This is a genomic window from Hymenobacter cellulosivorans (assembly GCF_022919135.1).
Lineage (GTDB): Bacteria > Bacteroidota > Bacteroidia > Cytophagales > Hymenobacteraceae > Hymenobacter > Hymenobacter cellulosivorans.
On record NZ_CP095049.1, the window covers coordinates 4,749,042 to 4,773,349 of the forward strand.

Sequence of the window (24,308 nt, forward strand, 5' to 3'; positions counted from 1 at the left end):
ACGGCACAGCCTTCTTTTTGGCCCCTTCGTCCGCGGCTCCGTCTTGCGCTGCCGGACGAGGGGGCTTCTGTTTTGTAGCAGCACATCACCCGACCAGAGCAGGCTGCGTTCCGCCTGCTGCTGGGCACCCACGAGGAGTTAGTGCGCCTGCTCTACCCCCAGCCCGAACAAGGCGAAATCATATTTCACCGGGTCCAGGGGGTCGAGCAGGCGCAGGTTGGCGGTCAGCTCTTCGGCGGCCCGCCAGTCGACAACGGGGCGGACAAGCAGGCCCAGCTGCCGGGCTTGCCGCTCCACATGCACGTCGATGGGGCAGATAAGCTCGGCCATAGGCAGGCGGGTCCAAAGGCCAAAATCCACGCCCCGGCCGTCCTGCCGGGCCATCCAGCGCAGGTACATGTTCACCCGCTTGCAGGCCGAGCCCCGGGCCGGCGTAGCCACGTGCTTGCGGGTGCGCGGCGGAGCATCTGCCAGGCTAAAGAACAGGTCGTGGAAATTTTCGAGCCGCTCCCGCTGAGTGGTGCCGTGCAGAAAGGCCTCTTCCAGCGTGCTATGGTCGGCATAAAACCAGCGCAGCCAGTGCACGAAGTACAGCAGGTCGGTGTCGCAGAAGGTGCGGTGGCAGAAGCCAAGCAGTTTTTTCAGGTCCTCGTCGTGGTGCTGGGTAATGAACTGGTAAGGGGCGTCGTCCATGCGGCGCAGCAACTCGGTTACCTTGCTGATAATCGTGGGTCGGCGGCCCCAGGCCAGCAGGGCCGCAAACAGCCCGCTGATTTCCACGTCCTGAAGCTGGCTGAAGCGGTGAGGAATACTGATGGGGTCGTGCTCGATAAAGCCGGGCTGGTTGTAGCGCTGATAACGCTCTTCCAGCACCGACCGGATTTCTTGGAGTTGGGAAGCTTGCACGGGAATACGCGGGAGAAGAAGCTGAAAACCACAAAGGCCATCGTACTGACGGCCTTTGCAATACAATCGAAGAAAAGTACCCTACGGCACGTAGGATGTCTCCACCCGGAAGCGCGAATCGGGGGTGGCCAGCTTCTGCACGGCCCGGCGCGAGAGGCGCACCAGGATGTTGCTGTTCTCGCCCGTATCGGGCAGCTGCCCAATCACGCGCACATATACCGACTGGCCGTTCATGATATTGCGCACCTGCATGATGGTGCCCACCGGAGCGGTTTTGTGCAGGGCCAGGTATTTGTCGGTGCCGCCGCCTTCAATCACGGCCGCCAGGCCGCCCTCCGTAACTTTGCGCACAATCTCACTGGCCCGCTCGGGTACCTTCTCCTCTTCCTTGGGCGCGGGGGTGGTAGCAGCGGCTGTTTCTTTTTCCTTATCCTTCTCCTTATCCCGGTCGGTGTCCTCGGCCCGCTCAGGGCGGTTGGCGGGCGCGGCCGGAGCTGCTTTAGGGGCCGGAGCAGCGGCTACCGGGGCCGGCTCGGGCGCGGCCGCCGCGCCGCTGGCGGGCACGATAATCAGGGTCTGGCCGATGCGTACGCCAGCATTGTCGGGCAGCTTATTGACGCGCGTAATGGTAGCGGGCGTGGTGTTGAAGCGCCGGGCAATGGAAAACAGGGTCTGGCCTTTTTCCACTTTGTAGACCTTGTTGCCGCGGGCGTCGGTGGTCAGGCCGGCCGTAGCGGCGGGGGCTGGAGTAGCTGGGGCTGGAGCCGTCTTTTTGGCCGCGCCGGCCGTACTCATAACCACCCGGTTGCGGGGCACCAGCACAATCTGGCCCGTGACGAGGGTGCCTTCGAGCTTGGGATTTTCCTCCACAATCTGGTCGACGGGCACTTTGTAGCGGCGGCTCAAGCCGTAGAGGGTTTCGCCGGGCGCCACGCGGTGCTTGATGATTACTTTGTTGTTGCGGTACTCAACGCCGATGGAATCGGGTAGGGCGACGGGACGAACGGCCGCCGAGGCGGAAAAACCACAGAAAACACACGTGGCAAGCAGCAAAGAAAAACGAGTCATACGGACAGGGCGCGAAAAACAGGCAACGGGCGAAAATCGAGACGGGTGGCACGCTGCCAGCAGAATAAACGCAGCCGAAAGATAAATAAATAATCCTTGAGCAGACTGGATAAGACGCGGAAAACCGGCCCTGACGCGGCGTTTGGGCTGAGAGCTAGCTACCCAGGGCCGCGTAAGCCAATTTAGCGCCATATTGGGTTAAAGCTCGTATTGGCCTTACTTTCGGCCGTATTTTTCCGTCTCCCAGCCCGCTCCCACCATGATTAACGCCATCGGCATTATTCCCGCTCGCTACGCCTCCACCCGCCTACCGGGCAAGCCCCTGGTTGATCTGGGCAACAAATCCATGATTCAGCGGGTGGTGGAACAGGCCCGCCTGAGCCGCCTGAGCCGCGTGGTAGTAGCCACCGACGACGAGCGGATTCTAGACCACGTACGCAGCTTCGGGGGCGAAGCCGTGCTGACTTCCGCCGACCATCCCAGCGGCACCGACCGGGTATTTGAGGCCTACTGCCAGCTCGACACGCCCGCCGACTGCATCATCAACATCCAGGGCGACGAGCCCTTCATTCAGCCCGGGCAGATCAACGCCCTGATTGACTTATTCGTCCAGGCTCCCAGCACTCAGCTGGCCACATTGGTGAAGCCCGTGGAAACAAATGAGGAGCTGTTTAGCCCGCACATGCCCAAGGTGGTGCTCAATGGCAGAGGCCAGGCCCTGTATTTTAGCCGCCACCCCCTGCCCTACCAGCGCCAATACCCGCAGGAGCAGTGGCTGGATCAGCACCGCTACCTGCGTCACATCGGCCTCTACGCCTACCGGGCCGATATTCTGGCTGAAATAACCCGGCTGCCACCTTCCACCCTGGAGCTGGCCGAGTCCTTGGAGCAGCTGCGCTGGCTGGAGCACGGCTACCAGATTCAGACCGCCGAAACTACCGTAGCCACGCTCGGCATCGACACGCCCGATGACGTGGAGCGGGCCCGCCAGCAGCTGGACGGCTCGGGCCACTAAGACCCGCCTAGCGCCGTGGCTCCGGGCTTGGGCCGGTTATCCGGTCGGTGCGGCGCTCTACGCGCTCTTCGCCCTGCATGTGGCGCTCGTCCTTCATTTCCTTCGACAGAAAAAAGTTGAGCGCCGTGCGGATAACGGCAATGGCGCCCAGCTTACCAATTTGCTCCCAGCTCGGCGCTATGGCCGTCGACAGAATATCAGCGCCGAGCTGAAACTCCAGGGCCAGGGCCAGATATCGGGCCAGCGTTAGGCGGATGGCGGTAAAGTCGGCAGTGCGGCGGTGCCAGAGCGCCAGCACGAACAGGCGGCCGGCCACCAGAATCCCGAGCCCGATAATGAAGGCCCCCACTGTTTCGACCCCAAGCTTCAGCCACTGCACCGCGGTAATAACGCCGTGCTCGGCCAGGGTAAGAGTCGTAGTGGGTTCAGAGAGAAGCAGCATGGTAAGCAACTGAGAAAAAGAAAGACCAACACGTGCCTACATTGGCAACTTGCATGGGCACCGGCAGCCATAAACGAGCTGAGGCATTTTACCCACCGGCCTTTTTGGCCTTGTATTTTTGTTCGAGCAGCACGGCCAGCACTTTGTCGCGGAAGTCGCCCTGAATCAGGATTTCCCCATCCTTGGCATTGCCGCCCACCCCGCACTTGGTTTTGAGCAGCTTGCCCAGGCTCTGCAAATCGGCATCGGTGCCCACGAAGCCCGTAACGAGGGTTACTTGCTTACCCCCGCGCGACTTTTTGTCGAGCTGGACCCGCAGGTTCTGCTGCTGGGGCGGCAGGGTTTCGGTTTCTTCCTCCTGGCTGTGCTGGTACTCGAAATCGGAGCTGGTGGAATACACCACTCCTTCCCGGCTCTTGCGGTTCTTATCGGCTTTCATAAGGGGTGAATATGAGAAATGTGCTCAGGTGCTCAGGTGGAAGAATGTGAGAAATGATATGAGCGTGTCAGTGCGCCATCCCAGCATCCACCTCACCATTTTACTACTTAAAAGGAACGGCAACTTCCAGGGCCAGGGGCTGCAACTTTACATCGAAGGTGCGGGCGTCGCCCACGTAGTCACCATCGACGTGGTAGCCCAGGTCCTGAGCGGCCTGCACCTGCACGGCGCTGCAGGTGTGGTATACGGCCGCGCCGGACGCGGGCAAGTTGCCCAGGGCCAGTCCCAAACCTACGCGCACGGCCCGCAACAGCGGTAAGGCGTCGATCAGGCACAAGTCCAGCAGCCCGTCGGAAATATCGGCCAGGGGCGCAATGTAGGCGTTGTTGCCGTACTGAGCCGCGTTGGCAAAGGCCAGCACGTAGCAGTTGGTGTCCGTGGTCTGGCCCTTCATGGTCACTGTAATGGGCGTGGGGCGGTAGCGCCGGTACTCGCGCAGGGCCACCTGCACGTAGGTGCCCAGCCCCCGGGTGCCGGCCGAGGCAAAGCACTTGCTCACGTGGGCATCGAAACCCAGGCCCGCAGTGCAGAAAAACGGCCGCTCATTGATATAGCCCACGTCGATGCGCTGAAATGAAGGCCGGGCCAGCTGCCGGATGGCTGCCGGCAAATCCAGTGGCACGCGCAGGTGCCGGGCCAGCCCGTTACCCGAGCCCCGGGGCAAAATTCCCAGCGCCGCCGGCGTACCGAGCAGGCCGCGGCCTACTTCATTTACCGTCCCGTCCCCGCCCACGGCCACCACGATGCGGAAGCCCTCCAGGGCAGCTTGCTGGGCCAGCTCCACGGCGTGCCCGGCGTACTGGGTCAGGCGCACCTCGTAGGCTACCCCCGTGCCCTGCAGGTGCCGCGCAATCAGGGCGGGTACATCCTGCCGCCGGTTGGTGCCGGAGTTGGGGTTGATAAGAAAGCAGATTCGCAGCTGGTCAGACATAGACGGCAACAACGCAGGGAGAAGTGAAAAGTTGAACGGCCGGGCCCCAATAAAAAAAGCCCGCCCAAGCGGGCAGGCTTCTTTTATTGGGCAGCAAAAACGGTTTCTGCTTACTTGGTCATGGCCTCACCCAGCTTCTGGATCAGGTCGGCAGTGCGGGTGCTGTAGCCGGTTTCGTTGTCGTACCAGCCGATAACCTTGGCCAGCGTACCGCTAGCGGCCGTCAGCTCCGAGTCGAAGATGCAGCTGTGCGTGTTGCCCACGATGTCGATGCTTACCAGCGGGTCGGTGGCGTACTCGATGATGCCTTTCATGGCACCTTGCGAAGCCGACTTCAGGGCCTCGTTGATCTGCTCTTTCGTGGCTTCTTTTTTCAGAATCACGGTCAGGTCAGTCATCGAGCCGTCCGGCACGGGTACGCGCATAGCCAAACCATCGAGCTTGCCCTTCAGCGTGGGCAGCACCAGACCAACGGCCTTGGCGGCACCGGTGCTGGTCGGGATGATGCTGTACGCCGCGGCGCGGGCACGACGCAGGTCTTTGTGAGGAGCGTCCTGCAGGTTCTGGTCGGAAGTATAGGCGTGTACCGTGGTGATGTAGCCTTTCTCGATGCCGAACACCTCGTCGAGTACCTTGGCCATGGGGGCCAGGCAGTTGGTAGTGCAGCTGGCGTTAGAGATGATGGTCTCCTCGCCGGTCAGGATATCTTCGTTAACGCCCAGTACTACGGTCGGAATGTTACCGGTAGCAGGAGCCGAAATCACAACTTTCTTGGCGCCAGCAGTGATGTGCTGACCAGCGCCAGCCTCGTCCACGAAGCGGCCGGTCGATTCCAGCACCACGTCAACACCCATGCTGCCCCAGGGCAACAATTTGGGGTCGCGCTCAGCCAGGGCGGCAATACGCTGGCCGTTTACCGTCAGGCTTTCCTCGTCGTAAGACACGGTGCCATCGAAGCGGCCGTGTACCGAGTCGTACTTCAGCAGGTGCGCCAGCGTCTTGTTATCAGTCAGGTCATTGATTGCTACAACTTCCACGTTGTCGCGGCCAAGAAGAGACTTGAACGTCAGGCGGCCAATGCGGCCGAAGCCGTTGATGGCGACTTTAATTTTAGCCATAATAAGGGAGATGAGGTTTAACGGCCCACAAGAGGCCGAGTGAAAACGCGGAGCGAAGGTACCGGGTCCTGCTAACTTCGCCAAATCAATATCCAACTAGGTAAAAGCCAGTCTACCGAGGGCATTTCCGGGCTCTGGCAATTTTCTTTACTCGGGCATTTATTTGAGCGCACCGAGGTATGCTACCCGGACAGGCAACAATCTGGTAACATTTTTTCACCCTGTAAATCAGCCATTTTAGCTTATCAAGGCACTTTTTTTTCGAGAGGGTATTGCGGTGAAGGTTCCCGTATCTATCTTTGCAGCATCAAAACGGGGTTGGAACGTTATCTGGTCCGTTCGTCTAGGGGTTAGGACAGTAGATTTTCATTCTACCAACAGGGGTTCGATTCCCCTACGGACTACTACCCCTCGTTTTGAGACACGAAAAGCCTTCTGGTTCATCCCAGAAGGCTTTTTTGTTTTCCGGCCCCACAGGCCCTACTCTGATTGGAACAGCAGTATATTTCCGCTACTTTTCCCGTCCTTTACCTTACCCTGTTGCTATGCCTCAAGTTTTACCCTCCGTTCTGTTCGGCATTACGCTACTGCTTGGTAGCCCTTCGATTTACCAGGCCTCCGCTCAGGCCCCTACCAAGCAGTGGGACCGTTCTTTCGGCGGCAGTGGTGCCGACTACCTCTACTCAGTACAGCCTACGCCCGACGGAGGCTATATTTTGGGAGGGCACTCTGCATCGGGCACCAGCTCCGATAAATCGCAAGCCGGCAAAGGGCAAGCTGATTATTGGGTAATCAAGCTCGACGCCACGGGTAATAAAATCTGGGACCGTTCTTTCGGCGGCACGGGCAGCGACCGGCTACAAACTGTGCGCCTCACCCCCGACGGCGGGTATCTGCTGTGCGGCTATTCGGACTCCGGTAGCGGCCCCGACAAAACCCAAGCCGGCCAGGGCGACTTCGACTGCTGGCTGATTAAGATCGACGCCAACGGCAATAAACTCTGGGACCGAACCTTTGGCGGCAGTGAAGCCGATATTATCAGTTTGCTTGAGCCCACTAATGATGGTGGTTTTCTGCTCGGCGGCAACTCCTATTCCCTAATTAGCGGCGACAAAACCCAGACCCGGCAGGGTGGCACGGATTACTGGGTGCTGAAGGTCGACGCTATGGGCAACAAACTCTGGGACCGAACCTTTGGCGGCAGCGGCGATGAGGTGCTGACGTCCCTGCTGCAACTGCCCGATAACAGCTACCTATTCAGCGGCTATTCCAACTCGGGCCAGGGGGGTGACAAAACCCAGCCCAGCTACGGCGGCAACGACTTTTGGGTGGTTAAAACCGATGCCACGGGCACCAAGCTCTGGGACCAGTCGTACGGGGGCAGCGGGCTCGACCGGCCGCAGGCTGTGCGCCTGACCAGCGACGGCGGCCTGTTGCTGGGCGGCTCTTCCGATTCGCCGGCGAGCAGTACGAAAACCCAGGCCAGCCACGGCGGCGCTGACTATTGGCTGGTTAAAACCGATGCCTTGGGCAATAAGCAGTGGGACCGTTCCTACGGCGGCAGCGCTGATGACAATCTGTTTACCTTCCAGCTCGCCCCCGATGGCAGCTATTTGCTCAGCGGCTATTCCCAGTCGGGCAGTGGTTTTGATAAAACGCAGGCCAGCCAAGGCCTCAATGACTTCTGGCTTATCCAGCTCAGCGCCAGCGGCAACAAACTCTGGGACCGTTCCTTCGGCGGCAGCGGCGCCGACTTTTCATTTGCGCTGGAGGCAACCAAGGATGGCGGTTATATTGTGGGGGGGTACTCCAATTCGCCCCTCAGTGGGGATAAAACCCAGGCCAGCCAGGGCGACCGGGATTATTGGGTAGTCAAGCTCAGCGGCACGACTACCGCTACCACGCCGGCTGCCGCGCGCCAAGTACTGCGCACCTACCCTAACCCGGCCCAGTCGGAGTTGACTCTTTCTCTCCCCCAGGATTTCCCCCGTACCGGCTTACACGTTTCGCTCCTCGATGCAACGGGGCGTGTGGTAAGTTCTCAGAATCTTGCGTCGGCTGGCAGCACCGAAGTGCCTTTATCCATCGGTCAGCACCCAGCCGGATTGTATCTGTTGCGCCTGCAAGCCCCAAATGGCTACCTGGCTACGCAGCAGATTGTCTTGCAATAAGCCTACGCTGACCCTGGGCAAGAACAAGACAGGCAATGAGTGGTCTGAGCATACACTACCTACGAAATATGCTCAGACTACTTATCCCCTACTGAAAGTATACAAGATTTTTACTAGGCTTGCTTCTCATTGAAGAGATTGATAGTCTAGTAATTACTTCAAAAATACAGGCAATGATTATTCAAATCTGGGGGAATTCTACATTTTCTTTTGCATCCTAACGAATCCCTTTACTACCTTTGCAGCATCAAAACGGGGTTGGAACGTTATCTGGTCCGTTCGTCTAGGGGTTAGGACAGTAGATTTTCATTCTACCAACAGGGGTTCGATTCCCCTACGGACTACTACCCCTCGTTTTGAGACACGAAAAGCCTTCTGGTTCACCCCAGAAGGCTTTTTTGTTTTCCGGCCCGACCACACGTCTTCTTGTCCCGCTTAGTGCGGCGGCAAAGTATCGGTTAGCTGATGCAACGCGGATGCCGGATTCCTGGTCATGTAGCTATGACGCTTACCCGCTACGTAATACCCGGCAAACTGTTTACGGCAATACCTGATGCATTCCTAATAAAATATATAACTTATCTAACAATATATTAAAACTCACCTATCCCTGTCTACCTTTTAAGCTGCTATTCTACTCTCCGTACTGCCCGCTTATCACACCTGCTTGCTTTTATGAAGTATTTCTACCCGCTCTGCTGTCTGACATTGACCAATTGGCTTGGTATTCATCAGGCAGTGGGCCAAGCTCCGGCGCATGACTCCGGCCTAGTGGCCACGGCGGCAGCCCGATTGGGCAATCTGCAAATGGTACCCGTGGAAGACAATTCCAACCTCTACAATGGCACCGAATACGTGCACTACGAGAAGAACTACCGCACCGTGAAGGGGCACCAGTTCTTTCTAGCTGCCGAAGAGCAAACTGGGGATATTTTCTACGACGGGGCCCTGTACTTGAAAGTGCCACTGCAGTACGATATCCGGTATGACCAACTGGTTTTGCGCTTTCCCGGTACCCCTTACCAACTTAAGCTGCTCAACGAGAAAGTGGCTTATTTCACCGTCAGCGGCCGCCGGTTTGTACGGGTAGCTGCCGGCCCCGCGCCGGAGTCCCTCCCAACGGGTTTTTACGAGGCGCTGTCTGAAGGCCGGGCACAGTTGCTGGCCAAGCGCTTAAAAAAGACCCGGGAAACCCTGACCGGCGGCGCAGTAGAGCTTTCTTTCCAGGAGTCGAACCGGTTTTACCTGGAAAAGGACGGCAAAACCTATTCAATTGGTGGTAAAGGGGACCTACTGACGGCCTTAGCCGACAAAAAGAAGGAACTACGGCAGTACGTGAGTACCCAGAAGCTGAAATTCAGCAAAAGCAAGCAAGAAGCTTCTCTGGTGAAACTGGTTCAGTACTACGATACCCTGCGCTAAGCGGCAACTTTTTCTGGTCCGCTCCTATTCTTCCGTTACCTGCTGCACATCTGTTGTTATGAGGTCTTTTTACCGTTTAGCTTTTCTTTTTCTGTGCATGGGCACCAGTGGTGTCGCGCTGGGCCAGCAGCAGCCGGCGCCCCTGTTCAGCGGGGACTTCAATAAGAGTCGGTTTCCGGAGCTGGTAAAACAGCTGGAAGCCCAGACGCCCTACCGCCTGTATTATCAGCCCGACGCGCTGGATACGCTCACCGTAACGCTGCGGGCCCAGAATCAGCCGCTGGACAGCGTGTTGCGCACCGTGCTGGCCAAAACGCCCTTTCGATTCGCTATCGACCAGCAGCAGCGCGTCTTTATCACCACCGGCAGCGCCATTCAGCCCAACCTGCCCAACCCGTTTTTCCTTTCGGGCGCGACGGAAGCCGTGGTAGTAGCCGATGAGCCAACGCCGGAATCGAAGCCGACCACGGGCGGGTCCGAGCTGCGGCTCTACGAAATTGGGCGAAATACGGCGGGAACTGCCCCCGGTCGCGTAACGCTGGCGGGCCACGTGCGCGACAAGACCAGCGGGGAGCCCGTCATCGGGGCGGCCGTATTCGTGGAAGCGCCCACAACTACCGGCACTACCACCGACCAGTTCGGCTACTATGCTCTTACCCTGCCTGCGGGTCGCTACGAGGTGCGCGTGCGCGGCATTGGCATCAAGAACACCAAGCGCCAGGTGCAGCTAAACGCCGATGGGAAGCTGGAAATCGAAGTGGAGGAAGATATCACGCCCCTCAAGGAGGTAGTGATTGAAGCCGAGAAGGACCGCAACGTGGCCGGCATGCAGATGGGCGTGGAAAAGCTCGACATCAAAACCATGCGCCAGGTGCCCACAGCCTTTGGTGAAACCGACATCCTGCGCGTCGTGCTGACGCTGCCCGGCGTGAAGTCGGTGGGTGAGGGCAGCACCGGCATGAACGTGCGCGGTGGGGCTACCGACCAGAACCTGATTCTGTTCAACGACGCGACTATCTACAATCCGGCCCACTTGTTCGGCTTTTTTTCCGCCTTCAACCCCGACGTGCTCAAGAGCGTGGAGCTGTATAAAAGCGCCGTGCCCGCCAAGTACGGCGGGCGGTTGTCGTCGGTGCTGGAAATTACTACCCGCGACGGAAACAAGAAGAAGTTCACCGGCTCGGGCGGCATTGGCCTGATGACCAGCCGCCTCGCCCTGGAAGGCCCACTTATCAAGGACCGCTCGTCGTTTCTCGTAGCCGGCCGCACCAGCTACTCCGACTGGATTCTGCACCAGATTCCTAACAAGACCTACCAGGAAAGCTCCGCCGCTTTTTATGATCTGAATGCTCATATCAGCCACCAGATCAACGACAAGAACACAATTTACGCCACCGGCTACCTCAGCCGGGACCAGTTTAAGCTGGCTTCCGACACGCTGTATAAGTACCTGAACCAGACGGCCAGCCTGAAGTGGCAGCACAACTTCAACAACCGGCTCTACGGCGTGCTGACGGGCTCCTTCAGCAAGTACCAGTACAGCATCACGAACCAGAAAAACCCGGTCAACGCCGCCGAGCTGGCCTTTGGCATCAACCAAAGCAACCTGCAGGCCGACTTCAGCTACTTTCATAACAACAAGCACACCATCGACTTTGGGCTAAATAATATCTTCTACTCGGTGGCGGCCGGCAGCCTGGTGCCGCTCGGGTCGGAGTCGCTCATCAAGCGCAATGTGCTGCCGCGGGAACAGGCCCTGGAGCACGCCCTCTACGTATCGGATAAAATAGACGTGACGCCCCGCTTTGCCGTCTCGTTGGGGCTGCGCTACTCGCTCTTCAACGCCCTGGGTCCGCGCGACACTTACCGCTACCTCCCAGGCTTATCCAAGTCGGAAAACACGATAACCGACACGGTTTCGCACAAGGCCGGTTCGAGCATTGCCACCTACCACGGCCCCGAATACCGGATTTCGGCCAAGTACTCGCTGTCGGACAACTCCTCGGTGAAGGCCAGCTACAACCGCATGCGCCAGTACATTCACATGCTTTCGAATACGGCCTCCATGTCGCCGACCGACATCTGGAAGCTTAGCGACGAGCATATCCGGCCCCAGGTCGGCGACCAGTACTCCATCGGTTACTACCGCAATTTCAAGAACAACACGATTGAAACCTCGGTAGAGACTTACTACAAGGCCATGCACGACTTTGTAGACTATAAAAGCGGGGCTACGCTGCTGCTCAACAACCACATTGAAACCGACGTGGTGAACGCCAAGGGCAAAGCCTACGGGGTGGAGGTAATGGTAAAAAAGCTGACCGGTAAGCTCAACGGCTGGGTAAGCTACACCTATTCCCGCTCCCTGGTACAGGTGGATACCGGCCCCAACGGCGACGTTATCAACGGCGGCAAGTTCTACCCCAGCAATTTCGACAAGCCCCACGACGTGACCCTGATTGGCAACTACCGGTTTAGCCGGCGGTTCAGCACTTCGCTCAACTTCAACTACAGCACCGGCCGCCCCATCACCCTGCCCCTGGCCAAGTTCTACGCCGGCAACTCCATGCGGGTGTACTACTCGGAGCGCAACGCCTTCCGCGTGCCCGACTACTACCGGGCCGATTTTGCGCTCAACATTGAGGGCAACCACAAAATCAAGAAGCTGGCCCACAGCTCCTGGACCATTTCGGTCTACAACCTGACCGGGCGTAAAAACCCGTATTCGGTGTACTACAAGGCCGAGAATGGGCAAATTAACGGTTACCAGCTCTCCATCTTCGGCCGGCCCATCCCGACCATTACCTACAACTTCAAGTTCTAGATGAACATCCTCCTACACCTGCGGGCCGGCCTGCTGCTGGGTTGCGCGCTGCTGCTGAGCCTGAGCAGCTGCATTGAGCCGTTTGAGCCCAGCGGCGGCAACGCTAACCCGAATTTTCTAGTGGTCGACGGCTTTTTGAATAGCGACGGCGTGACTACGATCAAGCTCACCCGCAGCCTGAGCCTTAAGACCAAAACGGACCCGCCGGTGGAAGCCAGGGCCAAGCTGTTTATAGAAGAGGAAAACGGGCCGCGCTACGCCCTGACCGAAACCACGGCCGGCACCTACATTTCGGCCCGGCTGAGTCTGAACCCGGCCAAGCGCTACCGCCTGCACTTCAACACGGCCAATAACCACGAGTATGTAACCGACTACACCCGGGCCAAAATCACCCCGCCCATCGACAAAGTAAGCTGGGACGTGGAGGGCAACGGCGTGCGGGTGCTGGTCAGCACCCACGACGCGACCAACCAAACCCAGTATTACCGCTGGGACATGAACGAAACCTGGGAGTTTACCTCGGCCTTCCGCAGCTACCTGGAGTACGTCAATGGCGGGCTACGCTACCGCACCGAAAATACCTTCCGATGCTGGACCAGCCAGCCCAGCACTTTTATCCGCCTCGCTACCACCACCAAGCTCAGCCAGGACGTGGTGGCCGACAACCCGCTGCTGACGCTGCCCTCCACCACCACCAAGCTGCGCTTCAAGTACAGCGTGTTGGTAAAGCAGTATGCCCAGACCGTGGAGGAATTTGCGTACTGGGAGCTCATTCGCAAGAACACTGAAAACATTGGGACGCTCTTTGACCCGCTGCCTTCCCAGCTGACGGGCAATATTCACTGCGTAACTGACCCGACCGAAGTGGTACTGGGCTACATCGGAGCATATTCCGTGCAGGAAAAAAGAATTTTCATCAGCCGGGATGAGCTGCCCGCCGACTGGGTGCCCGAAACCGGATTTGGCAACTGCCTGCGGCCCGATACCATCCTACCTTCCGAGATAAACGTCTTTAGGGACCCTAACTTCCTACCCCTTGTCGAACTGGAGGGCAAGGTCTATCTGGGCAGTCCAGCCGACTGCGCCGACTGCCGCCGCCGGGGTACCAACGTCCCGCCCTCGTTCTGGAAGTAACTCTTGCCTTACGTCACTATTCCCGTGTTGCAACCATCTACTGCCTATCTGCCTGCTTTTTCCTTCATGTCTCGCTGCGTCGCCCGCGTTGGGGCAGGCCTGCTTACGGGCGGGCTGCTCTGGAGCCTGAGCCTAGGCTCCGCCCACGCCCAGTCTGACTCGCTACGGACCCTGGACCGGCAGCTGAGCCGCTACAGCCAGCAGCGTCTGCCAGAAAAGCTGTTTCTGCACGTCGACCGGCCGTTATACGTCAGCGGGGAACTCATGTGGTTTAAGGTGTATGCCGTAGATGGCGTGCAGCACAAGCCCTTGTCCGTAAGCAAGGTGGCCTACGTGGAGCTGCTGGACCGGGAGCATAAGCCCGTGCTGCAGGGCAAAATCGACTTGCAGCAGGCCAGCGGCCAGGGCTCCTTTGTGCTGCCCAAGTCCCTGGCGTCGGGTACTTACACGCTACGGGCCTATACCAACTGGATGAAGAACTTCCCTCCGGAGTACTATTTCCAGAGCAGCGTCACGGTGGTCAACACCTTTGGCAGCGTGACCAAGGCTGGCCCCCCGGCGCAGAGCGGTTTCGACACGCAGTTTTTTCCCGAAGGTGGGCATTTGGTGAAGGGTCTGACCAGCACCGTAGCCTTTAAGGTAACCGACCAGTGGGACCAGGGCGTGGCGGCCTCCGGCATTATCGTGGACCAGCGCGGCCAGAACGTGGCCCAGTTCAATACGCTCAAATTCGGTCTGGGCTCGTTTACGTTTACGCCCACCGAGGCCGGAGCTACGTACAGCGCCATTATTCAGCTGCCCAATAACCAGACGCTGACCCGTAAGCTGCCCGCCGTGCAGGAGCAAGGCTACGTGCTGCACCTGGCTCCTACCGCGGCCGACGTGCTAACCGTCACAGTCCAGACCACAGCCACCGAAGCCGCCGACGTGCTGCTGCTCGGCCATGCCCGCCAGCAGCCCTTCGTAGCCACCATGGGCCGATTCCGGGACAACAAGGCCGTTTTTACCATCAACAAAAAGGACTTACCCGACGGCGTTGCCCACTTTACGGTGTTCAATAATGCCCGGCAGCCGCTCTGCGAGCGGCTCTACTTTACCCCACCCACTCAGCAGCTTAGCCTCAGCGCCTCGACCGATAAGCCCGAATACCAGGCCCGCGAAAAAGTGAGCCTGCAGCTTTCTGCCGCCGGGCCGGGCGCCCAGCCTTTGGCTGCCAATGCCTCGGTAGCCGTGTACCGCCTCGACTCCTTGGCCACGGCCCCCGGCGCGTCTATCAACAGCTACCTGTGGCTGAGTGCCGACCTGAAGGGCCGCATTGAAAACCCCGACTACTATTTCTCCCCCACCTCGCCAGAAGTAGCCCAGGCCGCCGACAACCTGATGCTAACCCAGGGCTGGAGCCGCTTCCGCTGGGCCGATGTGGTAGGCGGCCCCCGACCAGCCCCCGCATTTTACCCCGAGACGAGCGGGCACTGGATTCAGGGCAAGCTTACCCACCGCGCCACCGGGCAGGCCGCGCCCGGGATTCCGGTGTACCTGGCCAGCCCGAGCCGGCAGCCCCGCCTATACAGTGCAGTTAGCCAACCCAATGGCCGCGTGCAGTTCGATCTGCGGGACTTCTACGGCCCGAAGGAAATCGTGGTGCAAACCAACACGCAGGTAGACAGCACCTACCGGGTGGAGATTGACTCGCCATTTTCGACGGCCTACGCCCCCAGCCGGGTGCCCACCCTGCAGTTGTCCGAAACACTCCGGCCCGAGCTGGCGCAGCGCCATCTGCAGGCCCAGGTGCAAACGGCTTACTTCAAGAAGTTTACCAACCGCTACACCCTGCCCCAAACCGACAGCCTGCCCTTTTACGGCAAGCCCGACGAGCGGTATATGCTTGATACCTATACCCGATTCAAGGTGATGGAAGAAGTGATGCGCGAATACGTACCGGGCGTGATGGTCCGGATTCGGAAGCGCCAGTTCCACTTCCAGGTAATAAACCACCTGAACGATGCTCCCATGACCGATGACCCGCTGGTGCTACTGGACGGGGTACCGATTTTCAACATCAACAAGGTTATAGCCCTCGATCCGCTGAAAATTCAGCGGCTAGACGTCATTACCAGCAAATACTTCCATGGCCGTCAGATTCACCAGGGCCTGGTCAGCTACACCACGTACAAGGGCGACCTGGGCAGCTACAAGCTCGACGCCCACGCCTTGCTTCAGGAGTACGAAGGCTTGCAACTGCAGCGCGAGTTTTACGCGCCGCGCTACGATACGCCCCAGGCCCAGCAGAGCCGCCTGCCCGACTTTCGCAACCTGCTGTACTGGAACCCGCAGGTAACTACTACCGCCGCCAACCCTGCCGCAACGCTGTCTTTCTACACCGCCGACCAGCCCGGCAGTTACGTCGTGGTGGTGCAAGGTCTAGCAGCCAATGGACTGACAGGCAGCCGCCGGATTCTGCTACAGGTGAAGCCGGCCTTATAGCCGAGCCTATGGCGTAGCTTGCAGTCTCCGGTATCGGTGCTACTTTTTCTTTAAATATTTCCCAATTAAACTCGTCGGGACAGTATACTATTCACCTGAAAACTGCTATACTTGTCGGTGAATACCAGTAAGGAGGTACTTATTTCCCCGCTCCTCTAGTCCTTACCTATCCTATTGTATGGGAGCCCTGGCTCCTGATCCTTCCACCAACTGGGCGCTTGCGTCTTTTAGGAAGGATTTTTATTGCCTTTGCTTTATCCCACCCCTAGCCGTCTTCTATCTAGAGCCACCTTTTTACCCGCACCCCCTCTTTGCTTGCTTCTGCCCTACCGGCTTTACTGTCCGGTGAGGTGTTTGTCATGAGCCATTTCTTGGCTTAACAGGTAAGCTATGTTCTTTCGAACCGGGTTTGCCAAGATTGGCAATGGTGCTCTAAAACGGCCGGTATTTGATTAAGACTGCTGGATTTACGCAATCTGCAACCGGCTGCGGCCGGCCGTGCCATGCTTCACTCAGCTTTGTCTTTCTTCGTTGACGAGCTCAACGTTTACCTCCAGAGCGTAGCTCGCAGTCCGGAAGGTAAGGCCGTGCTTTCTTCCTACGTAACCCACGAAGGTTCGGTTGTCACTCTCAACCAAAATAAGCTCTGCGTGACGCTTATCAACCTGGAACAGGAGACGGCTACACGCAATGCCCCGGCCGGTAAAAGCGCGGCTGGAACGTCAGCAAGGCTGAATCCGGCCATCAAGCTCAACCTGTACGTACTATGCGCGGCCAACTTCACGGACTATCTGGAAGGGCTGAAATTTATTTCCTACACCCTGGCTTTTTTTCAGGACCGGAACGTTTTCACCCCCCAAAACTCACCCCGCCTCGATGCCGGCTTCGATAAGCTGATTGTGGAGCTGGAGCGCACCGGCTACGACGAGTGGAGCAAGGTGTGGGGGATGCTGGGCGGTAAGTACCTGCCTGGCGTCATCTACAAGCTCCGGATGGTGCCGGTCCAGAACGAACGGCCAGGTGCGGCCCTGCCCGTCATTTCAACCATCGGCCAAGCCGGCTCCAACGCATGAGGCAGACCACCTACTCGGTACTGCTGACCATCCGTGTGCGGCACCATTACTTTCAGGACCCGACTACCAAGTGCCTGACCATCGGGCCCACTCCGACCACGGCCGAGCGGCTGCGGCGGGCCGGCCTGCTAACCCGCTACGTAGGCTCCGACTTCGTGGTGCTCTCGCCTAGGCCCCTGGTAGAGCACAAGTGGCCGGCGGGCTTTTTCCCCCTTACGTTTCGGGTGCAGCCCGACAGCCCGTATTTCCACAACTTCACCGACCTGCCCTTAACTACCGGTGCTGGGGAGTTCTATTACCTGAGTGCCCCGGGCCCGGAAGTGGCTCCGTGGCGACTAACGGCAGAAACCCAGCTGGGCGCAGCCGACCTGCTGCCGCTCCGCCCGCTCGCCTTCGACTTTACCGTGGATGCGCACCCGGGCCAGAAGGTAGAGCTGGAGCTATTTGACCTGATGCGTAACGAACTGGTGCAGAAGGCCGAGCTGCCAGCGGAAGTCACCGCCTGGCCCGTGGACCTGCGCCGCCGCGGCAGTGGCCGCTACCAGCTCCGGACGGCTACTACAACGCTGCTGGACTTCTACGCTGCTGATTCGCGGGAAATTTTCCCGGGTTGGGGCCTACTGAAAATTCGGGAGCTGCCGCAGGACCAGGCTCCCACGTTTGAGTTGGAGTGCGGAGCCCGCGCTACCTTCTGGCACTACTGGCTGACCAGCAAAAGCGCCCCGTTGCCGCCCGCATTGAGCATTGTGGCCTCGCCACGAAAAAAGCCGGCCGGGGCCGCGAAGCCAGCGGCGGTGCCCCCCCCGCTGGTCACCTTCGCCCCTACCCAAACCCAGCCGAAAGGCATCAGTGCAGGCTTTGTGTCGGCCGAGGCAATTGCGCTGACCGAGCGTCCCACCATTGCCTACCAACTGCTAAGTACGCTGCCCGCTGCCCCCGACACTCCACAGGTAGTATTGCCCGACCTGCCCCAGCCCGATGTGGCCTCGGTGCGGGTAGAGCGCCACGCCGGACAGGCCGCAGTATTCTCCGAGGTCTTCATCCAAATCTAACTCTCATATCCCCAACCCTTTACCTAATCAGCGAACATGGAATACCAAACCCCGGGTGTTTACACCGTCGAGAAAAACGCCTTTCCCAATTCTGTGGTGGAGGTGGCCACGGCCATTCCGGCCTTTATCGGCTACACGGCCAAGGCCGACTTCAACGGCCTGAACATGAGCAACAAGCCCGTGCGGGTCGATTCGCTGAAAGAGTTTGAGGACTATTTCGGCCAGGGCGCCACGGTCAAGTTTAGCCTGCTCGACAAGGCTGGCGGGGCTGTACCGGAGGTCCGGGAAACCCGGCACGTGGCCACGCCCGATGTGCAACTCAGCGACGGCAGCACCTTTTTGCTGGTGCCCGATACCGACCCATTCTACCTCTACAACAGCGTCCGACTGTTTTACCTGAACGGCGGGGCTACCTGCTACGTCATTTCCATCGGGCTCTATCAAACGCCTGTCAGCGGCGCAGCGGCACCCAGCGCGGGTGGCAATCAGGCCTCCCTGGAAAAGGCCCAGGCTCAACTAAAAGCCGCTCAGGACCGGCAAAAAGCGTTGGACCCCGCTCTGAAAGCCGATGATCCGGCCGTGGCAGCCGCTCAGGCCGACGTAGACTCGGCCCAGGCGCAGCTTTCATTCCAGCAGTCGAGTCAGGCGCTGGTGCTGGCCCAGGGCACGGCCGCGGCCGCGGTGGCGACGGTAGAGCGGAAGCAGAAGCAAGCCGCGGCCAAATCAGCTCTGGCCATCGTGCAGGACGAACAGAAGGCTGTGCTGAAAGAAGTGACTGATGCCAAGGCCGCCGTAGATGCCGATGCTGCCGCTACTGCCCCCACCCTGGACGCGGCCCTGGAAAAAGCCATTGACGACGCTCAGGCCGCGCTGGATAAAGAAACGGATGCCGCCCAGCGTGAACCCCTGATTCAGGATCTGCAGAAAGCCCAGCAGGCGTACAAGGATGCTGCTAACTCGGTCCTGACCTTCAAACTGCAAATGCAGGAGCACGCCCAGGCCCTGCTGGACGCCCACCAGCGGCTTACGCTGGTCAATGCCAAAGTAGACAAGGCCCAAAAGCTGGTCGACGACCTAGGTGCTCCGGCCGGCGGAACGGCAGTAGCGGTGGCCTCCACTGTGACGTACGAGCGGGTAACGGTGAAGAAGGAGGACTTCCTGACGGCCATCGACTCGCTGGAGTACGAGCAGGACCCGACCATGCTGGTGTGCCCCGACGCGCTGCTGCTCTCGAAGCAGGATTACTACACTGTGGCCCAGTACATGCTGATGCACTGCAAGGACAACCAGAACCGGGTGGCTCTGCTGGACGTGTACAACGGCGCCGTGACCATGCCCCAGGCACCCATTATTGATCCGATTATCAAGGACTTCCGCGAAGGCGTGGGTCAGAATTACCTGAACTACGGGGCCGCTTACTTCCCCTGGGTGAAGTCGGCAGTGCTCTCGGAGGCCAACGTGTCGTTTGCTAACTTCTCTGATTCGCTCATGGACACCATCCGGGCTAAGACCCTGAGCCAGTTTCAACGGGCCCGGGTAGAGCCCGGCAACCAACTGGATATTTCGGTTATCGAGGCGGAAACCAGCACCACCGGAGAACTACTCAACCTGAGAAAGGAGCCCCTCAAGGATGCCGAGTACAACTCCCTGACGGCCTACAAGGATGTGACCGACAAGAGCAACCTGCTCACCCGGGTTACCCAGACCAACATCTTCGATTTGGCCAAGGACATGAACCTGCCCGTGTCGGCCAATCCGCAGCGCGAAGCCCTGGACAACACGGTGGTGCACAACGCCATGAAGACCCTGAGCAAGGATTATATGGTGCTGGTGAAGGCCATCATGACCTACCTCAACACCCTGCCCCCGGCGGCAGCTATGGCCGGTATTTTCACGGCCGTAGATACCAACCGTGGCGTGTGGAAGGCGCCGGCCAACGTGAGCATGAACGGCGTGGTGGCCCCCACCGTGGCCCTGAGCGACAAAGACCAGGGCCGCCTAAACATCGACGCTGTGTCGGGCAAGTCCATCAACGCCATCCGGCCCTTCCCCGGCCTGGGTACGCTGGTGTGGGGTGCCCGCACTCTGGACGGCAACAGCCAGGACTGGCGCTACATCAACGTGCGCCGCACCATGATTATGATTGAGCAGTCTATCAAGCTGGCAGCCCGCGCCTACGTGTTTGAGCCCAACGATGCCAACACCTGGACCACAGTGCGCAGCATGATCAATAACTTCCTCTTCAACCTTTGGAAGCAGGGCGCTTTGGCCGGCGGCTCCCCCGACGATGCCTACAGCGTGCAGATCGGGCTGGGCTCGACGATGACGGCTGAAGATATTCTCAACGGCTACATGAACGTCACGGTGCTGCTGGCCATCGTGCGGCCCGCCGAATTTATCGTGCTGACTTTCCAGCAGCAGATGCAGAAATCCTAGTCCGCACTATTCACTTACGTCTCTCACTCAAGCATTTACTCTTTAACCTTTTTCACAGATGGCTGGCGAAGCACAGGATAACAATTGGCCCCTACCTAAATTTTATTTCAAAGTAGACCTGGGCGACCAAACGGACGTGCCCTTTCAGGAAGTAAGTGGGCTCGAAGTCGAAACCCAGGTGGTAGAATACCGCGCCGGCAACAGCCCGGTGTTTTCGGTCATCAAGATGCCCGGCATTGCCAAAGTGGGCAACGTGACCCTGAAAAAGGGCATTTTCGCCAAGGACAACAAGTTCTGGGACTGGTACTCGACCATCAAGCTCAACACCATCAAACGCTCGACGGTGGTTATTAAGCTTCTCGACGAGGGCGGCAACCCGACCATGGTCTGGACGCTGAACAACGCCTGGCCGGTCAAGATTCAGGGCACCGACCTCAAGTCGGAAGGCAACGAGGTGGCCGTCGAAACCCTGGAAATTGCCTGCGAAACCCTGACCGTAGCCAACGCTTAAGCCGAAAGCTATGCCAGACGAGGGCTACCCGCTGCTCAGTTTCTATTTCACCCTCGAAATCGTGGGCTTGCCCAAGGCCTCGGTCGACAATGCTTTTCAGGAAGTGTCGGGGCTGACGGCCGAAATGGAAACCATGGAAATCCGGGAAGGCGGCCAGAACCAGTACAAGTACCGGGTCCCGACTGTGGCCAAATACACCAACCTGGTGCTGAAGCGCGGGTTGATGAACGCCCAGTCGCCCCTGACGGAGTGGTGCATGAGTACAGTGGGCGCGGATCTTTCCGCGCCCATCGTGCTGCACAATGTGCTGCTGACCCTACTCAGCGAGGCCCAGCAGCCCCTGCAGAAGTGGACCTTTATCGACGCTTGGCCCGTGAAGTGCAGCCTTTCAGACTTCCGGGCCATGAAAGAGGCCGAACTGGCCATTGAAACGCTGGAGCTCAGCTACACCCGGTTTGAGAAAGTGCAGACGGTGGCGGCGGCGCGGGACTACGACGCCGAAGAAGCCAAGAAAAAACTGAATAAGAAGTAACCACTATGCCCATCGAAATCCGGGAGTTAGTCATCAAAGTAACCGTGCACGACGATGCCCGGCCGCTGCCCGAGCCGGCAGCGGCTGGCATCGTGGGCGAAGATGCCCTGCGCCGCCTGCGCAAGGAGCTGACCGACAGCTGCGTTCAGCAGGTACTCAGTGAACTCAGCAAACGCCGGCAACGGTAAGTATCTCAGTAGCGTGTTATGACTCTCGTTAAGCTCAAGATTCAGGCCTACAAGGACCCCCTGTTCAGCATGGAGGCCAGTAGCTACGACGCCCTGATTAACCCCGAATCCCTGTCGCACACCCAGTCCATTAACTATAGTAATAATCAGGGACCGGGCGGACTGGGACCTTCGCCCAAGTTCAAGAACCTGGACAACGGCGAGGTCAGCTTTGACTTGTTTCTGGACAGCACCGGGGCTATCCGGCCCACTGGTCCGGGCACTAGTCCCAACAAAGTCAGCAAGCCCAGGGAAGTCAAAAACGAGATTAAAAAGCTGCGCGACGTCGTGTTCGACTACCACGGCAAGCTCCACGGGCCCTACTACCTGCAATTGCTCTGGGGCAGCTTTATCTTTAAGTGCCGCCTGACCAAGTTCAAGGTCGACTACACGCTGTTCCGGCCCGACGGCTCGCCGCTGCGGGCCAAGGTGTCGATGACGTTCATCAGCTTCACCGACCCCAAAACCCTGGCCCAGCAGGCCGATAAGCAGTCGGCCGATTTGTCGCACCAGCATTTGGTCAAAAGTGGTGACACGCTGCCGCTGCTCTGCCACCAGGTGTACGGCTCCTCCGAGTATTATCTGCAGGTGGCGCGCTTCAACAAGCTGGTGCATTTCCGCCACCTGCAGCCGGGCACCTACCTGGTATTTCCCCGCCTGACTACCCGCACCGATGCCTGATACCTCTACCGACTTAGTTACCTACCGCATCCTGACCGACGGGCAGGAAATCAGCAGCGCCTACATCGTGGAGGCGCTGGAGGTGTATAAAGCCGTCAACCGTATCAGTACGGCCTTCGTCCACATTCACGACGGCAGCCCTTCCGACGAAGACTTTCCCATCAGCGACTCGGCCACGTTTCTGCCCGGGGCCGCCATTACTATTCAGGCCGGCTACCACACCGAAGACACAACTATCTTTCAGGGCATCATCGTCAAGCACGGCATTGAAGTGCGGGAAGGCCAGGCACCGATGCTGGTGCTGGAATGCCGGGACAAGGCCCTGAAAATGACCGTAGGCCGCAAAAGCCAAGTCTTTGCCGACAGTACCGACAGCGCCGCCATCAGCCAGATTATCGGCACCTATGGCCTGAGCACGGCTGTGGACTCGACCAGCACCACCCACGCCAGCTTGGTGCAGTACTACTGCACCGACTGGGATTTTATAGTGGCCCGGGCCGAGGCCAACGGCCTGGTAGTACTCAGTGAGCAAGGCAAGCTAACCGTAACCAAGCCCGACCCCTCGGCTTCCCCGGTCCTGACCCTGACCTACGGCGACGCGCTGCTCAGCTTTGCCCTGCAGCTGGACGCCAGCAGCCAGTACAAATCGGTGACCAGCCAGGGCTGGGACTTCAAAAACCAGCAGATGCTGGAAGCCACAGCCGCGACGCCCAGCGCCAAGGGCCCCGGCAACGTGACCAGCCCGACGCTGGCCGACGTGGTGTCGCCGGACGTGTACAGCCTGCAAACCAGCGCCGCCCTGGACAAGCCCAGTCTGCAAAGCTGGGCCGATGCGCTGCAACTGAAGTCGGTGCTGGCCAAAGTGCGGGGCACCGTTAAGTTTCCGGGCACGGCCAACGTAAAGCCGGGCAGCGTGGTGCAGCTCAAGGGCCTGGGGGCGCGCTTCAACGGGGCCGCCTACGTCTCGGAAGTAACGCACGCCATTGCCGACGGCAACTGGACCACCGAAGTGGGCCTGGGCCTGGATGAGCACTGGTTTACAGAGCGCAATCCGGACCTGAATAACACCCCGGCGGGCATCGTGCCCGGCGTGCAGGGCCTTTATAACGCGGTGGTTACCAAAATCAATGCTGACCCCGACAACCAGTTCCGGGTGCAGGTCACGGTGCCGATTATGCAGAATAAGACCCTCTGGGCCCGGTTAGGGCTGCCCTACGCTTCCTCCGGCAACGGGCTCTACAGCTTTCCCGAGGTGAGCGACGAGGTAATCCTGGGCTTTTTCAACAACGACCCGCAATTTCCCGTGATTCTGGGCAGCCTCTACAGCAGCGGCCGGGCCCCGGGCTACACCCCCGACGAGAAAAACGCCACCAAAGCCTGGACCACGCCTAATAAGCTCACCCTGGCGTTCGACGACGAGAAAAAAGTTATTACCCTCAAGACGCCCGGCAACAACCAGCTCATTATCAGCGACGACGCCAAGGGCATCACCATCTCCGACCAGAACAACAACAAGATTGAGCTGTCCTCGTCCGGCATTTTGCTTAAAAGCGCGGGCAGCATTCAGCTCAAAGCCCAGACCGACGTGCAGGCCGAAGCCAGCACCGGCAACGTGACGCTCAAGGCCACCCAGAAACTATCGTTCGAAGGCCTGGAAGTGGCCGGCACCGCCCAAACCCAGCTTAAAATGAGCGGCTCCGTGAGCGCCGAGCTTTCCGCCAGCGGCCAGACCACCGTGCGCGGGGCCATGGTCATGATCAACTAAGCTTTCCTTACCGCAAC

General features: G+C 59.0%; 20 protein-coding genes and 2 tRNA genes. 16 read left to right on the forward strand and 6 right to left on the reverse strand.

Annotated elements, in window-relative coordinates; translation table 11 throughout:
* Positions 1-138 precede the first annotated feature (138 nt).
* Positions 139-912, reverse strand: coding sequence for a TIGR02757 family protein (locus MUN80_RS20135; protein ID WP_375373993.1), 774 nt, complete (start codon positions 910-912; stop codon positions 139-141).
* A 75-nt stretch (positions 913-987) separates the two neighbouring features.
* On the reverse strand, positions 988-1,974 hold the full coding sequence (locus MUN80_RS20140; RefSeq protein ID WP_244715696.1) for a LysM peptidoglycan-binding domain-containing protein: 987 nt from the start codon (positions 1,972-1,974) through the stop codon (positions 988-990).
* Positions 1,975-2,236: 262 nt separating this feature from the next.
* Between MUN80_RS20140 and kdsB the strand changes: the two genes are divergently transcribed.
* Entirely contained in the window at positions 2,237-2,989 is a 753-nt protein-coding gene (gene kdsB, locus MUN80_RS20145; RefSeq protein ID WP_244724922.1) for a 3-deoxy-manno-octulosonate cytidylyltransferase, read from the forward strand.
* A gap of 7 nt (positions 2,990-2,996) precedes the next feature.
* On the opposite strand, the gene MUN80_RS20150 is transcribed toward kdsB, so the two are convergent.
* The 4 genes from MUN80_RS20150 to gap all read right to left on the reverse strand — a co-directional run bounded on the left by MUN80_RS20150 (position 2,997) and on the right by gap (position 5,979).
* A complete protein-coding gene (locus tag MUN80_RS20150) occupies positions 2,997-3,431 on the reverse strand; it encodes a DUF1622 domain-containing protein (RefSeq protein ID WP_244715698.1) in 435 nt (144 codons plus the stop codon).
* Between the two features lie 88 nt (positions 3,432-3,519).
* A complete protein-coding gene (locus MUN80_RS20155; protein ID WP_244715700.1) occupies positions 3,520-3,870 on the reverse strand; it encodes a translation initiation factor in 351 nt (116 codons plus the stop codon).
* Positions 3,871-3,973: 103 nt separating this feature from the next.
* On the reverse strand, positions 3,974-4,861 hold the full coding sequence (locus MUN80_RS20160; protein ID WP_244715702.1) for a diacylglycerol/lipid kinase family protein: 888 nt from the start codon (positions 4,859-4,861) through the stop codon (positions 3,974-3,976).
* Positions 4,862-4,971: 110 nt separating this feature from the next.
* Positions 4,972-5,979, reverse strand: a complete 1,008-nt coding sequence (gap, locus tag MUN80_RS20165; protein ID WP_244715704.1) for a type I glyceraldehyde-3-phosphate dehydrogenase — start codon at positions 5,977-5,979, stop codon at positions 4,972-4,974.
* A 332-nt stretch (positions 5,980-6,311) separates the two neighbouring features.
* On the opposite strand from gap, the gene MUN80_RS20170 reads away from it, so the two are divergent.
* The 15 genes from MUN80_RS20170 to vgrG all read left to right on the forward strand — a co-directional run bounded on the left by MUN80_RS20170 (position 6,312) and on the right by vgrG (position 24,291).
* Positions 6,312-6,383: transfer RNA gene (locus MUN80_RS20170), tRNA-Glu, on the forward strand.
* Positions 6,384-6,524: 141 nt separating this feature from the next.
* Complete coding sequence (locus MUN80_RS20175) at positions 6,525-8,150, forward strand: T9SS type A sorting domain-containing protein (protein WP_244715706.1); 1,626 nt, start codon at positions 6,525-6,527, stop codon at positions 8,148-8,150.
* 272 nt (positions 8,151-8,422) lie between these two features.
* A tRNA-Glu gene (locus MUN80_RS20180) sits at positions 8,423-8,494 on the forward strand.
* A 331-nt stretch (positions 8,495-8,825) separates the two neighbouring features.
* On the forward strand, positions 8,826-9,572 hold the full coding sequence (locus tag MUN80_RS20185; protein ID WP_244715708.1) for a hypothetical protein: 747 nt from the start codon (positions 8,826-8,828) through the stop codon (positions 9,570-9,572).
* Between the two features lie 58 nt (positions 9,573-9,630).
* The gene (locus tag MUN80_RS20190) at positions 9,631-12,396 is read left to right on the forward strand and encodes a TonB-dependent receptor (RefSeq protein ID WP_375373964.1); all 2,766 of its coding nucleotides are present in this window, start codon (positions 9,631-9,633) and stop codon (positions 12,394-12,396) included.
* Complete coding sequence (locus MUN80_RS20195; protein WP_244715712.1) at positions 12,397-13,530, forward strand: DUF4249 domain-containing protein; 1,134 nt, start codon at positions 12,397-12,399, stop codon at positions 13,528-13,530.
* Between the two features lie 66 nt (positions 13,531-13,596).
* The gene (locus MUN80_RS20200) at positions 13,597-16,014 is read left to right on the forward strand and encodes a hypothetical protein (protein ID WP_244715714.1); all 2,418 of its coding nucleotides are present in this window, start codon (positions 13,597-13,599) and stop codon (positions 16,012-16,014) included.
* 503 nt (positions 16,015-16,517) lie between these two features.
* Positions 16,518-17,087, forward strand: coding sequence for a contractile injection system cap protein (locus MUN80_RS20205; protein WP_511181440.1), 570 nt, complete (start codon positions 16,518-16,520; stop codon positions 17,085-17,087).
* Positions 17,084-18,139, forward strand: a complete 1,056-nt coding sequence (locus tag MUN80_RS20210) for a hypothetical protein (protein ID WP_244715718.1) — start codon at positions 17,084-17,086, stop codon at positions 18,137-18,139. Before MUN80_RS20205 ends, MUN80_RS20210 begins: the two co-directional genes overlap by 4 nt.
* A 36-nt stretch (positions 18,140-18,175) precedes the next feature.
* Entirely contained in the window at positions 18,176-20,575 is a 2,400-nt protein-coding gene (locus MUN80_RS20215; RefSeq protein ID WP_244715720.1) for a contractile injection system sheath protein, read from the forward strand.
* Positions 20,576-20,633: 58 nt separating this feature from the next.
* The gene (locus tag MUN80_RS20220; protein WP_100336406.1) at positions 20,634-21,086 is read left to right on the forward strand and encodes a phage tail protein; all 453 of its coding nucleotides are present in this window, start codon (positions 20,634-20,636) and stop codon (positions 21,084-21,086) included.
* Between the two features lie 10 nt (positions 21,087-21,096).
* The gene (locus tag MUN80_RS20225; protein ID WP_244715722.1) at positions 21,097-21,618 is read left to right on the forward strand and encodes a phage tail protein; all 522 of its coding nucleotides are present in this window, start codon (positions 21,097-21,099) and stop codon (positions 21,616-21,618) included.
* Positions 21,619-21,623: 5 nt separating this feature from the next.
* Complete coding sequence (locus tag MUN80_RS20230; RefSeq protein ID WP_244715724.1) at positions 21,624-21,806, forward strand: DUF5908 family protein; 183 nt, start codon at positions 21,624-21,626, stop codon at positions 21,804-21,806.
* An 18-nt stretch (positions 21,807-21,824) separates the two neighbouring features.
* A complete protein-coding gene (locus MUN80_RS20235) occupies positions 21,825-22,526 on the forward strand; it encodes a CIS tube protein (RefSeq protein ID WP_244715726.1) in 702 nt (233 codons plus the stop codon).
* Positions 22,519-24,291: a type VI secretion system tip protein VgrG gene (vgrG, locus tag MUN80_RS20240; protein ID WP_244715728.1), complete on the forward strand. Its 1,773-nt coding sequence runs from the start codon at positions 22,519-22,521 to the stop codon at positions 24,289-24,291. Before MUN80_RS20235 ends, vgrG begins: the two co-directional genes overlap by 8 nt.
* Positions 24,292-24,308 lie beyond the last annotated feature (17 nt).

Excerpts from the sequence above, each read along its gene's own strand:
- MUN80_RS20140 (WP_244715696.1), bottom strand. The coding sequence starts at position 1,974 with ATGACTCGTTTTTCTTTGCTGCTTGCCACGTGTGTTTTCTGTGGTTTT.
- MUN80_RS20150 (WP_244715698.1), bottom strand. The coding sequence starts at position 3,431 with ATGCTGCTTCTCTCTGAACCCACTACGACTCTTACCCTGGCCGAGCAC.
- MUN80_RS20155 (WP_244715700.1), bottom strand. The coding sequence starts at position 3,870 with ATGAAAGCCGATAAGAACCGCAAGAGCCGGGAAGGAGTGGTGTATTCC.
- MUN80_RS20160 (WP_244715702.1), bottom strand. The coding sequence starts at position 4,861 with ATGTCTGACCAGCTGCGAATCTGCTTTCTTATCAACCCCAACTCCGGC.
- gap (WP_244715704.1), bottom strand. The coding sequence starts at position 5,979 with ATGGCTAAAATTAAAGTCGCCATCAACGGCTTCGGCCGCATTGGCCGC.
- MUN80_RS20175 (WP_244715706.1), top strand. The coding sequence starts at position 6,525 with ATGCCTCAAGTTTTACCCTCCGTTCTGTTCGGCATTACGCTACTGCTT.
- MUN80_RS20185 (WP_244715708.1), top strand. The coding sequence starts at position 8,826 with ATGAAGTATTTCTACCCGCTCTGCTGTCTGACATTGACCAATTGGCTT.
- MUN80_RS20190 (WP_375373964.1), top strand. The coding sequence starts at position 9,631 with ATGAGGTCTTTTTACCGTTTAGCTTTTCTTTTTCTGTGCATGGGCACC.
- MUN80_RS20195 (WP_244715712.1), top strand. The coding sequence starts at position 12,397 with ATGAACATCCTCCTACACCTGCGGGCCGGCCTGCTGCTGGGTTGCGCG.
- MUN80_RS20200 (WP_244715714.1), top strand. The coding sequence starts at position 13,597 with ATGTCTCGCTGCGTCGCCCGCGTTGGGGCAGGCCTGCTTACGGGCGGG.
- MUN80_RS20205 (WP_511181440.1), top strand. The coding sequence starts at position 16,518 with ATGCTTCACTCAGCTTTGTCTTTCTTCGTTGACGAGCTCAACGTTTAC.
- MUN80_RS20210 (WP_244715718.1), top strand. The coding sequence starts at position 17,084 with ATGAGGCAGACCACCTACTCGGTACTGCTGACCATCCGTGTGCGGCAC.
- MUN80_RS20215 (WP_244715720.1), top strand. The coding sequence starts at position 18,176 with ATGGAATACCAAACCCCGGGTGTTTACACCGTCGAGAAAAACGCCTTT.
- MUN80_RS20220 (WP_100336406.1), top strand. The coding sequence starts at position 20,634 with ATGGCTGGCGAAGCACAGGATAACAATTGGCCCCTACCTAAATTTTAT.
- MUN80_RS20225 (WP_244715722.1), top strand. The coding sequence starts at position 21,097 with ATGCCAGACGAGGGCTACCCGCTGCTCAGTTTCTATTTCACCCTCGAA.
- MUN80_RS20230 (WP_244715724.1), top strand. The coding sequence starts at position 21,624 with ATGCCCATCGAAATCCGGGAGTTAGTCATCAAAGTAACCGTGCACGAC.
- MUN80_RS20235 (WP_244715726.1), top strand. The coding sequence starts at position 21,825 with ATGACTCTCGTTAAGCTCAAGATTCAGGCCTACAAGGACCCCCTGTTC.
- vgrG (WP_244715728.1), top strand. The coding sequence starts at position 22,519 with ATGCCTGATACCTCTACCGACTTAGTTACCTACCGCATCCTGACCGAC.